The 14,111-nt window shown below is 47.5% G+C and carries 13 protein-coding genes; 5 read left to right on the top strand and 8 right to left on the bottom strand.

Annotated features, from left to right (window positions below; genetic code table 11):
* The first annotated feature begins 60 nt into the window (after positions 1-60).
* The 3 genes from Q7V32_RS03735 (at position 61) to Q7V32_RS03725 (ending at position 4,005) form a co-directional block, all read left to right on the top strand.
* Complete coding sequence (locus tag Q7V32_RS03735; RefSeq protein WP_304895644.1) at positions 61-984, top strand: MerR family transcriptional regulator; 924 nt, start codon at positions 61-63, stop codon at positions 982-984.
* 608 nt (positions 985-1,592) lie between these two features.
* The gene (mgtE, locus tag Q7V32_RS03730) at positions 1,593-2,933 is read left to right on the top strand and encodes a magnesium transporter (RefSeq protein WP_304895643.1); all 1,341 of its coding nucleotides are present in this window, start codon (positions 1,593-1,595) and stop codon (positions 2,931-2,933) included.
* 22 nt (positions 2,934-2,955) lie between these two features.
* Positions 2,956-4,005 (top strand): low specificity L-threonine aldolase, encoded by a 1,050-nt coding sequence (locus tag Q7V32_RS03725; RefSeq protein ID WP_304895642.1) that lies wholly within the window; start codon positions 2,956-2,958, stop codon positions 4,003-4,005.
* A gap of 78 nt (positions 4,006-4,083) precedes the next feature.
* Here the strand turns inward: Q7V32_RS03725 and Q7V32_RS03720 are convergent, their stop codons facing one another.
* Positions 4,084-4,743, bottom strand: coding sequence for a thiopurine S-methyltransferase (locus Q7V32_RS03720; protein WP_304895641.1), 660 nt, complete (start codon positions 4,741-4,743; stop codon positions 4,084-4,086).
* Positions 4,744-4,821: 78 nt separating this feature from the next.
* Positions 4,822-6,066 carry a hypothetical protein gene (locus tag Q7V32_RS03715; protein WP_304895640.1) on the bottom strand — a complete coding sequence of 415 codons (1,245 nt, stop codon included), beginning with the start codon at positions 6,064-6,066 and terminating at the stop codon, positions 4,822-4,824.
* Between the two features lie 78 nt (positions 6,067-6,144).
* Here Q7V32_RS03715 and Q7V32_RS03710 point away from each other — a divergent pair, with 78 nt between their 5' ends.
* Positions 6,145-7,611 carry a hypothetical protein gene (locus Q7V32_RS03710; protein ID WP_304895639.1) on the top strand — a complete coding sequence of 489 codons (1,467 nt, stop codon included), beginning with the start codon at positions 6,145-6,147 and terminating at the stop codon, positions 7,609-7,611.
* Positions 7,612-7,962: 351 nt separating this feature from the next.
* Positions 7,963-8,829 (top strand): ion transporter, encoded by an 867-nt coding sequence (locus Q7V32_RS03705; RefSeq protein WP_304895638.1) that lies wholly within the window; start codon positions 7,963-7,965, stop codon positions 8,827-8,829.
* A gap of 269 nt (positions 8,830-9,098) precedes the next feature.
* Here Q7V32_RS03705 and Q7V32_RS03700 read toward each other — a convergent pair whose 3' ends face one another.
* The 6 genes from Q7V32_RS03700 to Q7V32_RS03675 form a co-directional block, all read right to left on the bottom strand.
* Complete coding sequence (locus tag Q7V32_RS03700; protein WP_304895637.1) at positions 9,099-9,326, bottom strand: type II toxin-antitoxin system HicA family toxin; 228 nt, start codon at positions 9,324-9,326, stop codon at positions 9,099-9,101.
* A 2-nt stretch (positions 9,327-9,328) separates the two neighbouring features.
* Positions 9,329-9,538, bottom strand: a complete 210-nt coding sequence (locus Q7V32_RS03695; protein ID WP_304895636.1) for a type II toxin-antitoxin system HicB family antitoxin — start codon at positions 9,536-9,538, stop codon at positions 9,329-9,331.
* Between the two features lie 66 nt (positions 9,539-9,604).
* Positions 9,605-10,288, bottom strand: coding sequence for a cold shock and DUF1294 domain-containing protein (locus Q7V32_RS03690; protein ID WP_304895635.1), 684 nt, complete (start codon positions 10,286-10,288; stop codon positions 9,605-9,607).
* Positions 10,289-10,677: 389 nt separating this feature from the next.
* The gene (locus tag Q7V32_RS03685) at positions 10,678-11,979 is read right to left on the bottom strand and encodes a HAMP domain-containing sensor histidine kinase (RefSeq protein WP_304895634.1); all 1,302 of its coding nucleotides are present in this window, start codon (positions 11,977-11,979) and stop codon (positions 10,678-10,680) included.
* Positions 11,980-11,981: 2 nt separating this feature from the next.
* Complete coding sequence (locus Q7V32_RS03680; RefSeq protein WP_304895633.1) at positions 11,982-13,013, bottom strand: cyclopropane-fatty-acyl-phospholipid synthase family protein; 1,032 nt, start codon at positions 13,011-13,013, stop codon at positions 11,982-11,984.
* A gap of 175 nt (positions 13,014-13,188) precedes the next feature.
* Positions 13,189-13,956: a DUF1295 domain-containing protein gene (locus tag Q7V32_RS03675; RefSeq protein ID WP_304895632.1), complete on the bottom strand. Its 768-nt coding sequence runs from the start codon at positions 13,954-13,956 to the stop codon at positions 13,189-13,191.
* Between the last annotated feature and the right edge of the window lie 155 nt (positions 13,957-14,111).

Here is a 14,111-nt window from a genome sequence, read left to right as displayed (position 1 = left end):
AAAGTTACGCCAAAGTACAATGCTTGTCAAACATTTTGTTAAACAAACCCTGTGCAAATTATGTATACCATCAAAACAGTTACCTCTCTCACAGGCATTAACACTGAAACCTTGCGCGCCTGGGAAAGGCGTTACGGCACCGTAATCCCTGTTCGCGACGACAAGGGGCGCCGTCTCTATACTCAACAGGACATCGAACGGTTAACCTTGCTTTCCAATGCGACCCAGCAAGGCTTTACAATCAGCAAAATTGCCGAAATGAGCAATGCGGAACTGCAGGAACTGGTTTCTTCCCACCAGGAAACCCGCAGTAATCACAATGATCTTTTCTTTACTCAAATTATCGATGCGCTACTCAATTACCGTATGGATCAGTGCGAGGAACTCTTGCGCCGCGCGCTGGTGGCAATGGAACCGCTCGCTTATGCCCGCGATGTGTTGTTACCCACCTTGCAAAATGCCGGCAATTTATGGCATGAAGGCAAACTCAGCATTGCCCAGGAACACATGCTATCCGCCTGCGTAAAACGTATTGTTTTAAGCCTGGTCAACTCCATGCATCCTTTTACCGGACCTAATCCCGGCATCATGTTTGCGACGCTAAGCGGAGAAGACCATGAGTTCGGCATATTGTTGACCTGTATGCTGGCTGTCTCTCAACGTTGCCCTTGCTTTTACATAGGCCCCGATATTCCCGGCGAAGAACTGTTAAAAGCCAGCATTCAGCTTAAACCCGCTGTCATTGTCCTTAGCTGCGTGACCTTTCCTCCCTTAAATGAAACCGTCGTTGAGTTAAATCAACTGGCAAAATCAACGGCAGATGAGACGCAACTATGGATAGGCGGCGCGGGAGCTCAGTTTCTTTGCGATAGAAATGAATTGGATAAAAAATTCATTTATACCCCTTCCCTGGATGCCTTTAATGACCGACTGGCACGCCTTCTCAATGTCCAAAGAGCCCGTAATGCGCCACAACATCCCTGAAAAACAGCCCGTTTGCCTTTCAAAAAAACCGGGTCTGCACGCCATATAGCGCTGGCCTTATCGGCCGGATTAACTTAATGTTTATCGGACATTAGTCTTTTCAAAAAGTTCTTGACTAATTTACTCCTGGAATTAAAAAAAGATTCCCGCCAAAAAAGATGCACATGGCTTGTCCATGATTTTTAGTAACTTTGTTTGTTGAAGAATGGATTCTAAATAGGGTCCGCTGGGCTTGGAGCCGCCTTGTTTCCGCGCAATTCCCAGGTTGATATTTTCAGCGTCATTTTGGGCTGTCAAAAGGCTTTCCCCAGCCCTTTTTCCCCTTCAAATTGAGAATTGCCGCGTGCTCCCCGAATTTACACTCCGGGCCGGACCAGATGACGTACACTATCGTTTTCTGAATAGTCCGAAAATCAAGCACACGGTTTGGCCTTGACCGGCTGGGCAGGCAACGGCCAAAATAAAAGCCCATTACACGGTGTGACTTAAAATAAATAATTTGATCGGCGAAAAAAACTATTCAACTAACAGCCTATTAAAAGCCTCACAGGCTTTTTTTTTGGCATGCAAATTTGATCAACGCTAGATAACCTCAAAGGAGAAACAGCATGAATGAAGAAATGAGTCATCTGGTCGAACGCCTCAATATCGCCGAGAACGATGATCAAAAAGCTGTTTTTGAAGAGGCTATAGAAGAACTGGAAAGCACCGAGCTCGCTTTGTTGCTTGAGTCATTGCCCTTGCAGGACCGTTTGCAGCGCTGGGAACAGGTTCCTCAGGAAGACCGGGTCGATGTTCTGGTGGCCATGCGCTCGGAACCGCGCGCTACGATCATTGAAAGTTTGGAAGAAACCGAGCTGCAGGATCTATTAAGCGGCCTGCATGCTGAAGATTTGATCGAACTGGCTGAGTCGCTGCCGGAATATGTTGTAGACAACGCATTGAGCGGCATGGATGCTGATCAGCGCAAGCATTACCAGTTATCTTCGCAGTATGACGAAGACCAGATCGGTCGTTACGTGGACCATGAATTGATCATTCTGCCTCGCTCGGCTCGGGTCAGAGATGCGTTACGGCGAATTCAGAATGAATTGCCGGATTATACCGACTGTATTTATCTGATTCAGCGCAACGGCAGTTATGTCGGCACAGTCCCCTTGCATAAAATTTATTTGGCGCCCCCTCAAGCAACGTTGATCAGCTTATCCATAAAAGACCCGGTCACGTTGTCCGCTGAAAGCTATCTCAGCGATGCCACGGAAAAAATGGAGCATTCCGGCTTGAGCGCTTTACCGGTGATCGATAGTAACAATCTGCTGTTAGGCCGCTTGACATTGAGACTGGCATTGGAAATCACCCGCGAAGAATATGAAAGTCAATTGATGGCTACCGCCGGTTTAAATGAAGACGAGGATTTATTCGCGCCGGTTTTTCGCAGCTCAAAACGCCGGGCAACCTGGCTGGGTATCAACCTGCTAACCGCTTTTCTGGCCTCCTGGACTATCGGCCTTTATGAGAGCACCTTGCAGGAAGTTGTGGCCCTTGCCGTGCTGATGCCCATCGTCGCCTCCATGGGCGGTATTGCCGGAAGTCAAACCTTGACGCTGATTATCAGAGGTATCGCGCTGGGTCAAATAGCCAAAGGCAACATGATGCCGCTGCTGATCAAGGAAGTGCGGGTTGGTGCTGTCAATGGTGTGCTCTGGGCTTTGGTCATCGGCATCATCGCCTCGCTCTGGTTTAGCAGTTTTGGCATCGGCTTAGTGATCGCTACGGCTATTGTCATTAATATCATCGCCGCCGCATTTTCGGGCGTTATCATTCCGATTGTGCTGGATAAATTCGAGATTGATCCGGCATTATCCGGTTCGGTGATCCTGACAACAGTGACCGATGTGGTCGGCTTTGTCGCCTTTTTAGCGTTGGGTTCGGCTTTTTTAATGAATTGATCCGGCAAACAGGAGTACCAGAATGTTTTTTACATCCGATAACTGGGCGGGCGTCCATCCCGCCATCGCTCAACGACTGTCTGAAGAATCAAGCGGTTTCTCGGCGGCTTACGGCGCCAGCGAACTGGATAAACGGGTAGAAAAGCGCTTCAACACCCTGTTTGAACGTGAAGTTGCGATTTTTTTTGTCGGCACCGGTACCGCCGCCAATGCCCTGGCGCTGGCGGCAGTCAACCGTCCGGGCGGCGTTTCATTCTGTCACCGTGAAGCGCACATGATTGAAGATGAATGCGGCGCACCTGAGTTTTTCACTCACGGCGCCCGGCTCGCTCCGGTTGATGGTGAAAACGGTAAAATTGACCCCGGCAATCTGAAAGCCGAAATCGCCCGTTTTCCCCCCAATTTTATTCATGCCGGTCAACCCATGGCGATATCCATTACTCAGGCGACTGAAATCGGCACGCTGTATCAGCGGGATGAAATCAAAGCCATCGCGGCCATTGCCAAAGCCAAACAACTGCCCTTGCACATGGATGGAGCGCGTTTTGCCAATGCACTGGCGGCGTTAAACCTGACCCCGGCCGAAATGACCTGGCAATGCGGCGTCGACATCGTTTCTTTTGGGGCTACAAAAAACGGCTGCTGGTGCGCTGAAGCGCTGGTTTTTATGGAACCCGGCATGGCTAAGGATTTGCCGTATATTCGTAAACGGGCTGCACAACTCTTTTCCAAAACCCGCTTTATTGCCGGCCAGTTTGACGCTTATCTCGACGATGATCTCTGGCTCAACTTAGCCCGCCATGCGAATGCGATGGCTGATTATTTACAAAAAGGCATAGAACAAGCACAAAACGCCCGGTTGGCCTGGCACACTCAGACGAATGAAGTCTTTTGTATCATGACCAAAGATTTTGCCGCTTACCTTAAACAACAAGGCGCTTTATTTCATGAATGGAATCCGCCCAGAGCCAAAGCCGGTTTGTTGGCAGAAAATGAAGTATTGACCCGCCTGGTCACCAGCTTTGCGACAGAAAAAGCGCATGTGGATAGATTCATTGAATTACTGGGGTGAAGGATGACCTGATTAGCAAGAGAGCCGATCAGAATCACCCTGCTGAAGTGCCATTTACATGCCCCTTCCAGTCTTCTATCAGGCTAATTTTGTCAGCCGGTAAACCCGCTCGATCATCCGGGTTAAACCTCGCTGCCTGAACCTCGGATTTTCATCCAGCACATCACGCTCTGCCAGCATGCTGATGCTAAACTCAGCGCCATACAACGCGTTGACCTCATGATCATTGACCGAAAAAGGCGGACCATCCATTTCTGCCGGCGGATAATCAATGACCACCAAAAGTATGTCCGTACCATAAGACAACAAAGAACTGAGATGAGCGACATAGCGGCGGCGCAGTTCCGGAGGCAGGGCAATCAATGCCGCCCGGTCATAAACCGCCATGACCTCGTCAACAACCGCAGCCGTTGTCGCAAAAAAATCACCGCAAATCAGCCGCACAGCTCCGGCCGACCAATCATCAAGACCGTCCAGTTGAGCATGGGTCGCATCTAGCTGGTTTTCAGCAAAAAATTCCTGTACCGCAATGGGGCTGATTTCCACACCGACGACATGATGACCTTGTCCGGCCAGCCACAGCATATCCTGTGTTTTACCGCACAGCGGTACTAAAACACGCCCCTGATTTCCCAAATCAAGCCGGGGCCAAAAATCCATCAATGACTGATTGACGGCGTCCTGGTGAAAGCCGATGTCCTTCTTTTGCCATTTATTTAACCAAAAATCTAATTGCACGTGTTTGTCCTGATTGGAAAAAGATTAACTTCATTGTCGAAAAAGAGCGTTGTCACGACCTGGGATTGCATGAATCAATCATAGAATTGCCGTAATAAAATGATCGAAAATACCGGGATTCAACATTTTCAGTTCTGCTCTCAGAGAAAGTGATGCGTTGCCGGTCCTTTCACTCGGCAAAATCATTAATTGCTTGACCAGACTGAAAGCCTGACAGCCTTCCGAATCGCCGGTCAGTTTATAATCATGCCTGGCTAAGGCCGGCTTTATCAATAAAAGCCAGGCAGGAAAAAAGCGTGTTTCGAGCTCCGGATCAAGATCCTGAAAACGCCGCCAATCAGCAGACAGCAGAGAATGCGCCGTTTTTTTAATAAGTTGCTCTGCCTCTTCTGCATCCGATAAGAATATTTGAAACCATGCGGTAAAACCTGTCAGTTCACGGCTTAATTTAAAGGACGCTTCGGCATAACGAAATAGCAACAGCGGATTTTCAAGCCATTTCGGTTCTTGTTCGATAGAGCTGACCACGTCCTGCCATTGAAATGCCTTGGCCGCTGTATAACTGATATGCACGTTCGGCACTTGCGGCCGAAAGGCATATCCGGTCAAGCTGTCAGACAAAGTCCGCCACAAGGGCGTTAAAAACCGTATCGATTCACCGCGCAAAAGTTTTAACGACAGAGGCATCATTTCCTCTTCTAATACCGCAACTTTTTGTTGAATCGATAAACTGCCGGACTTTATCCGACGCCCCAATTCAATCAGTTGCTTGAAATCCTGATGTTTCCGGTCATCGTATCTGTTTAACTTATCGAGATATATATCAATTTCCTGAACATTTCCGGCGATGAGCGCTGCAATCAATTCATTTTCAGTGCAAACCGGCGCACTGTCGAAAAAAAGATCCAACTGCATCCGGTTATGAGCGGGTTCAAAATCCGTTTTGAATATCAGGTCATCGGCAGGATTACAGCTGATTAACAAAATACGCTGATCTGTCGAGGTGTAAGCCACGACAACCGACTCAAACCCAAGCGAAACAGCGTAGAGTTGAGCTGCCTTTAACTGGATGAGGATAGTATCCCGTTGCCGGATAAAACAGCTATCCAGACTATCTATCAGGCCGTTACGCCAGTTGACGTAATCCCCATATTCAAGAAAACCGTTCGCCAACAACCAGGATACTGGCGAAAAGCGCCCCTCTTCAAAAAGCAATTGATCGACTTGTGGACTTACGGGGTTGTGTAAGATGTTAGGTTTCACCATAGAGAACTTTAAAAAAATCAACGGCGTAAAAGGCGGGCAGGTATAAAACCATGTCATTTATTTTCATCATGAGCTGTCATAATTCTGTCATATTTTTGTCATAATTGACGCTTTTGTTAGCTGACAAAACCCACCATGAACAATCAATTGAACTTGAGGCCACTGCCCAGCGCAGGCAAATGGGCAGTGTTAAGCCTGTCGCTATGCGGAAACGCGCTCGCAGCTGAAGCCCATAATCCTGAACAGTATAAAGACGAATTATTGGCTATTGAAAAACGTCTCGATGCCAAATTAAAGCTATTAGATGAAAAGCTGAACCGGCTGGAAGTATTGGAAAGCAAATCAGCCGCCATTACCGCAGCGCCTGCCATTGCACCACCAGCTCCCGTTGAGACAAAACCGCCCGTTCCAACGCAGACGATGGAAACCAAAGATGCTGACAAAATGCCGTCAAAAAAACAGGATGGTTTTCCGGTCAGTTCCAGTTACGGGAAAAACGGTTTTGAAGTTAAAACCGATGACGGCAAATTCGCGCTGGCCATCCAAAATCGCATACAAGTCCGTTATGCCAACCCTTTTGACAGCGACCCGCGTTCAATCAGTCAACTCGAACGCGATCATAGTTCATTCATGATTCGCAGGGCTCGAACCAAGCTAAAAGGCCACGCTTATTGGCCCTGGCTTAAATACTACATGCAATATGACTGGTCTCAACCGGTGTTACGCGATCTAAACCTGACTTTGGACAAGTATAATTGGGCCAAATTATGGGTTGGTCGCGGCAAGGTAGTCTATAACGACGAGCGGGTTACATCTTCCGGCAACCAACAATTTGTCAACCGCTCAATCGTCAACGATATTTTTACCGTGGATCGGCAACAAGGCGTTCAGGTCCTGGGCAATTTGTTTCCCGGAAGATGGTATGACATGAGCTATGTCGCAGGCATCTTTACGGGTTTAGGAGTGGGTGAACGCAATAATGACGATGACAACATGATGTATGCAGGCCGCCTGCAATGGAATGCCCTGGGCGGGGAAATGCCGTTCACCCAATCCGATATCGAATTCCATCAAAAACCGGCGCTCAACTTTGCTTTCGCCGCAGCGACCAACCAAAGCAAATGTACTTCTTTTGAAACCGACAGCAACAGTTGTCGGAATTTGGACGGATTTAAAAAAGGAGAAGACGGACAATACAAAATCAATCAAATGATGGAGGAAGTCCGGTTCAAATGGCAGGGCTTATCGATTCAACACGAAATGCACTGGAAAGAAATCGAGGACACGCTTAAAGCAGAATCTGATTCATCAAGAGATACCAACCTCAGAGGCGGCTTGATTCAAGCGGGTTACTTTCCTCATTACCTGTTTGCGATCGTACCTAAAAATCTGGAATTTGCCGGCCGCTATGCGTTTGTTGATCCGAATACCGATGTCGATAACGATCTGCAACAGGAAGTCAGCGGTGTCATGACCTACTTCTTCAGTGGCCATTCCAATAAAGTAAATTTCCAGGTGAGCCATTTGATCGTCGAAGACCCGCGTTCATTCATGAGTCAATCAGAACAGCGGTTTTGGCTGCAATGGGATCTTTCATTTTAACTACTCGACCACTTTGAATTTCGGCAGTGCCTAAGGAGGCAACGGGTTGTTCGGCAACGGGTTGTTCGGCAACGGGTTGTTCGGCAAAGGCTTTGCCAGCATGGATGCTGGCATAGAGCCTACACGGATGTATTTACGGCGTCCTTTGACGGGCAACCTGGTGCCGAATTTCGATCTGCGATGGGTATACAATTCGTCGATATAAGGCTGATGGAGACAAGAAAATTGACCTTTTCTTTGTCTGCCGTAGCATACAGTGAAACTGAAAACTATAAACACCCCAAAAGTCTCGATTGAACACAACTTCATCGAGATAACAAGGTTTAGTTAATCCTGTTTAGGACAACCTCAATGGCGGATAGAAAACCGTTCAAACTGAAAAATCACAGTGAAGACAGCCCAGCTTCCGCCTGGCGCGCTGCTCTAAATCAGATTATTTTCGGCGCAGAAACGACTGCCGGCAAAGCCTTCGATATTGTTCTGATTATCATGATTTTGCTGAGTATCCTTACGGTAATGTTCGATAGCATCGAAGCCATGCGTAATCAATATGAACAACAACTCTATGCTGCGGAATGGTTTTTCACCGCCCTGTTTTCATTTGAATATCTGTTACGCCTGATTTGCGTCCGCAAACTCTGGCTTTATGCCAGCAGTTTCTTTGGCTTTATCGATCTGCTTTCCATACTTCCGACTTTTCTGGGGCTACTCATTCCGGGCGGCGAATATATGCTGACGCTTCGCATCTTGCGTGTGTTGCGCATATTCAGGCTTTTAAAACTGTCCGAATACGTCCGCGAAGCGAATATTCTGATGGTTGCACTGAACAATAGTTTTCGAAAAATCGCGGTGTTTCTATTTACCGTATTAATGTTAGTCGTCGTATTTGGCTCGTTGATGTACATGATAGAAGGCAGCGAATCCGGCTTCACCAGCATCCCCACGTCTTTGTATTGGGCCATCGTCACAATAACGACTGTCGGCTACGGCGACATATCACCGCAAACGCCTCTGGGTCAGTTTATCGCGTCGGTGATCATGATCATGGGTTACGGCATCATCGCCGTTCCTACCGGAATTTATAGCGCCGAGCTGATGAAAAGTCATAAATCAAGCAAAATCGACAACGAGGCCTGCCCCAACTGTGGTGCAACCGGCCATGACTTTGATGCCGTTTATTGTAAATATTGCGGGCAATTTTTGGAGGGAAGTGATTAGCTCGGTAGGGCGCGGTGAGGAACGAACGGCATCCTACCTACCTAACTAAGACAACTCCCTGCAATACTTAGTTAGAGGAGTTTCGCTCAGCAATTCTCACTTTGATCTTTTCGGCGTCATTTTGGGCTGGGAAAAGCCTTTTGAGGAACGCCGTAAACCCTTCCTTGGGGGCTTGACAGCAGCATCCTTGCTGACCACATCCTCAGAAAGCTTCCCAGCCCTTTTTTCTCTTCAAATTGAGAACTGCTGAGTTTCGCTGGAGCATCGGATTAGACTTTAAATTTAAGTAATTCTTCAACTGTTAATCCAATATCTCTGGCAATTTGCCTAAGCAAAATGGGTGAAATATCACGTCCTGCATGAAACGGTACAGTTGTACACCGGCCATCAGTATGGCGGAATTGTTTGTGCGATCCACGCTGGCGAACTTCTTTAAACTCTAATATTTCAAGCAAAGCAGCAATTTCACGAGGTTTTAGAACAGGAATGTGCCCCATGCTTAAGCCACAACAACATTTTGTGTACCAATAAACTCGGCTTCAAGTATTGGCTCGCCGTCTTCAAGGAGCATTTCAATTACTTCCCGAAGGTTTTTATTGAGTTCATCAAGTGTTTCAGCTTGGGTATGTGCCCCTGCGAATCCGGGAATAAAGCCCACATACAATCCTGTATCGTGACATTTTTCAATAATTGCAGTGTAATTTTTCATACTGACATGACCTATTTGAATAACTATTGGAATCCACTGCCGGATTTATATCATGATTAATCATCGTTAAAACTCATGCTTCAAAATGTGCCCTTTTTTGTCAAAAATAATCCCATACGGAACGTTCAGAGCGGTTCGAACTTCAATAAAGGAAAGCGCTGATGCTCCACCGGGTGTATGCAGCCAAATAAAGGCACTGAAATTCAGTAAAACCGTCACCCAAAACACAGTTCTAAACGATTGTTTTTTAGACTTGTGTCGTAATGTTTGTTGGGCAATCATTCCACCAGGCCAACCACCTGCTAATGAAAACAAATGCAGAGTGCTTTCCTTCGTTCTCCAATCTCCATTTCGAGCCGCTGATTTATCAACTTTATACAAGATAAAAGTCAATAAACTAATAACCAAATAAAAAGGCAAGACTAAAAAGGGAACCTTGTTTGTGAGTGCTGATATGCCAACAATCACAACAAATAATACCGGGATAAAAATAGAGAAATACGCCCTATCAGTTTTTTTGTTATTCGATAGAAGCTCACCGGCTCTTGTTACTCTTTCAGCACAAGGTCTGCCACTTTTATCAGCTGATATGGAATAGGTAACGGCCTGATTTATCGCTGGCATTTTTTTCCGGTTATTAAAAGCTTTGAAATGAACAAAGATTTGTTTCCCACCCTCATTTGGTTCAATGAAGCCAAAACCTTTGTCATCATTCCAAGATATTATTTTTCCCTTGATTCTTGTATCCATATTTTCCAGCGCTTACGAGTGGTTATAGTGCTTACAAATCTGAAGGTTTCCCAGTTTTTATGGGGTTGTTCAGGCTTTTTAGAGAGCTTTGTTTGAATTAATAGTTACCGTCGTTCCGACAGAGCCTGCCTCGACCAGGGAATGCCGGAATGACGCCTCGGCCTTAAGTGACAGTGCTTTGTTAAATAGGTTTGCCACCGTTTAAGCAAACTCTATCGATAATTCCTGCAGCTCAAGCAGAATGGTAGTTCGATTTTGAAATTATTGGGAAAATTCAGTTTAAAAATATCTTCCCGATTTTTGGCTCCAAAATCAACAAAGCCATTATTTAGGCTGCGCTCGCCAACCCGTCGATGCGGTCCGTTCCTCACCGCATCCTTCTGGATTAACTAACGCCTGCCGCCCACCCGTTTGGCTTTGGGAAAATAGACCGACACGCGGGTGCCTTCGCCGGGTTTGCTGCTGATTTTTAATTGCCAGCCAAAGCGGTTGCAGAGCCGGTTGACTATCGTCAAGCCCAAACCGTGACCCCGGTTGTCGTTTTGGGCCCGGTAGAACGGCTCGAACACTTGTTGCAACTGAGCTTGTTCCATTCCGATACCGGTATCGGATACGGTGACGCGGTTTTCGTCGATGATAATGCTGATAGTGCCTTCTCGCGTATAGCTGAATGCATTTCGCAGCAGATTGGTAAACAGAATATGCAGCACTTTTTCCGACGCAACGGTGGACAGCAGGCAGTTTTGCTCAATTTCCAGGCGTAGATGATCTGAACCTACGACACGGTTGACCTGCTCGGCCAATGTCGCTAATAAATCGTTAATCAGGACGTCTTCTTCCGGTAGCGGCGAAGATTCCTCCCTCGCTAACAGCAACAAAGTCTCGATGAGTTCTTCCATGTCTTTAAGTGTGTTTTCAATCACCGCCAGGGCATGTCGCTCGTTGGGTTGATAATCGGCATGTCGTTGCAGCAAAGCCAGGGAGCTTTTGATGACGGCCATCGGCGTGCGCAACTCGTGGCTGGCATCACGGGTAAAGTTTTGCTCCCGCTCGATAAACAATTCCAATCGTTCAGTGAAATGATCCAGGGCATCGATCAGTTTGGCGACATCACTGTCGCCTGAGTCGCGCAATTCATTCAGATCCAACTCAGCCAATCCTTGTTTCCTAAAATCAAACCGTTCGACCACTTCTGCCAGTTTGATAACCGGTGAAATGGCTTTTTTGGATTGCTGATACGCGAGCCAGGCGAACAGATAAATCAACACCAAAACCAGACTGAGCGGCACAGTGCCAAAATAAAATGACAGCGCGGCAACCTGCTGTTCGTCAAAAGCCAGATAAAGCCGATCCGTACCGTTATTTTCGACATACACAATCGGATGACGGCCTTCCATATTCGCCCGGCCAAAACCTGGCGTTAAATGACGCAACCCAGGCGGTACTTCTGAGTCATCACCGCCTTTGGCCAAATAGCCTTTCATATTGGCCGTATTCGGACGAGGGAAATCCGCATGGGTTTGGTATAACGACCAGAAATGCGTGGCTTCGCCTTGCAAGGCCTCCCTGACCAAAACATCTTCAACGATTTTGGCTGCAGCAAAGACGCCGAGTAGCGTCGCGCCACTGATCAGTAAAATTTGCCACAAAAAAGCTTTGATCAGCTTATAGTGCAGGCCTTGTTTTGGCATGGTTATCCTGTTTTGGCAAACCGATAATGAGCCACCAGCCACTCATTACCGCCGCGATATCCGAACAATTCGGCACAAGCCATAAAAAACAGCCGCCAGCGCTGCACCCACAACGCAGCGTCCTTCTTTCCATAAGTTTCACTAAACAACTGCAAAATAGCCTCTTTGTGGGTATCCATATTATTGAGCCAGGCTTCAGAAGTTTGCTGATAATGCCGCCCCGAGACATCCCATTGAGATTCAATGTGTAACTGTGTTTGAAAATGCAGCAGCGTATCGCGGGCGGGCATCATTCCACCGGTAAAAAAATACCGTCCCATCCAGTTGTCATCGCCTTCTGTTTCAAACGGATAGGCCAGATAGCGGTGACAAAAAATGTGTACGAACAGCTTGCCGCCGGGCCTTAACCAGGACGCGACCTTATTCAAAAGGCTGTCGTAATTTCGCATATGCTCGAACATTTCTACCGAAACGATACGGTCGAAGTTACGGTCCAACGTCAGTTGATTGACATCGCAGGTTATGACTTCGATATTGTTCAATCCGCGTTGTCGGGCCTGTTCATTGATATATTCACGCTGGCTGTTGGAATTTGATACGGCAGTTATGCGGCTGCCGGGGTAATGCGCGGCCATCCACAGTGTCAACGACCCCCAACCGCAGCCTAATTCAAGCACGTCCTGCCCGTCGATCAGTTCAGCCCGTTCGCAGCTTATTGCCAGCATCTTAGCTTCGGCTTCATCCAGGTTAGTAGTCTCATGATCCCAATAGCAGGATGAATATTTTAGATGCTTACCTAACGCGAACCGATAAAAAGCGGCCGGTACTTCGTAATGCTGCTGGTTGGCGGCCTCGGTTTCAATCGCAATCGGGCTCTGTCTGAGTTCTGTCAATAAGTCACGGTAACGCTGACTTTGGCGTTCGACATCATCTGCAAATTCTTCCTGCAAGCGTTGTTTTAATAAACGTCTGATACCCCATCTGATCAAGGAATCGGGGACTTTTCCGGCTTCTGCCAGTGCGATCAAGCTCATCGTAAACCTCTTGGTTTTGTTAGAAACTTTTTAACAAATCAGCGCAACGAACCATTCCCTCTCACCCAACTCACAATACCGTTAAGTTAATCGTATTTTACAGGAGCCGGCCATGCCCGCGATGGAACCCCATCCAGTGGCGGGCATGGCACGCTCCTACACTGATTCATAACGATTATTCCTTGGGCCACCAGGGGAAAAACATCGGCGTGGTTTGTTGATAGTGCTGGTAATCTTCACCCCGACTTCGCAAGGCTTGTTGCTCGGTAAACGGAATGCCGGTGAGAAAATACAAAAAGCAGAACATGACAACCGGCGCCAACCACAACCAATACTGGTACTCACTGCCCCAGCCCATCAAGGGATACGCAAACCAGTGCAACCATTCGAAAAAATAGTTGGGGTGTCTTGAGTAACGCCACCAGCCATTGCGGCAGGTGCGTCCTTTGTTGTCAGGGTTATTACGAAATTCGGCCAATTGACGGTCGGCAGACGCCTCGCCCCAAAAAGCCAGTTCGGCAATAACCAGCGCCAGCACAACCAATTGCGTGGACGGATTCTGGTTTTGAGCAACGGCGTAGAAAGGTAAAGACAAGATCCAGATAAATCCGGCCTGTACCAAAAAAAAGCCTAGAAATCCTTTGGCTGCGTTTTCTTTCATGGCCAAACGCATTGCTTTGTAACGGCCGTCTTCCTGTTCGCTGAATACGCGTAAAGCCAGATGGCGACCCAAGCGCATAAACCAGACCATCGTTAATAAAGCCAGACTCAATTGCAATAACACGGGCGCAGAACCGGTAAAGGCATACCAGGGCCCGGCAAACATCATACCGAATGCCCAGATGACATCGACAATCCCTGCATTGCGACGATTCTGCTGCCATACCCAAGCCATCAGCATAGCGATCACGCTTAATACGGCGACCACGGTTAAACTAAACATTCAATACCTCCTGGGTAACTACTCGCCCGCTTTGAATTAAGGGTGTAGGTGCTTGATTTCAAAGGACGCGTAAATGCGTCCCTGTAGCTCTCTGCAACATCCCTGTTGCAGAAGCCTTTTCAATCAACCACCTACACCCACTATAATTGGAGGGG

Source organism: Methylicorpusculum sp. (assembly GCF_030651835.1).
Classification (GTDB): domain Bacteria; phylum Pseudomonadota; class Gammaproteobacteria; order Methylococcales; family Methylomonadaceae; genus Methylicorpusculum.
The sequence above is the reverse complement of the archived record's forward strand: the minus strand, read 5'-3'. Positions and strand labels throughout refer to the sequence as shown.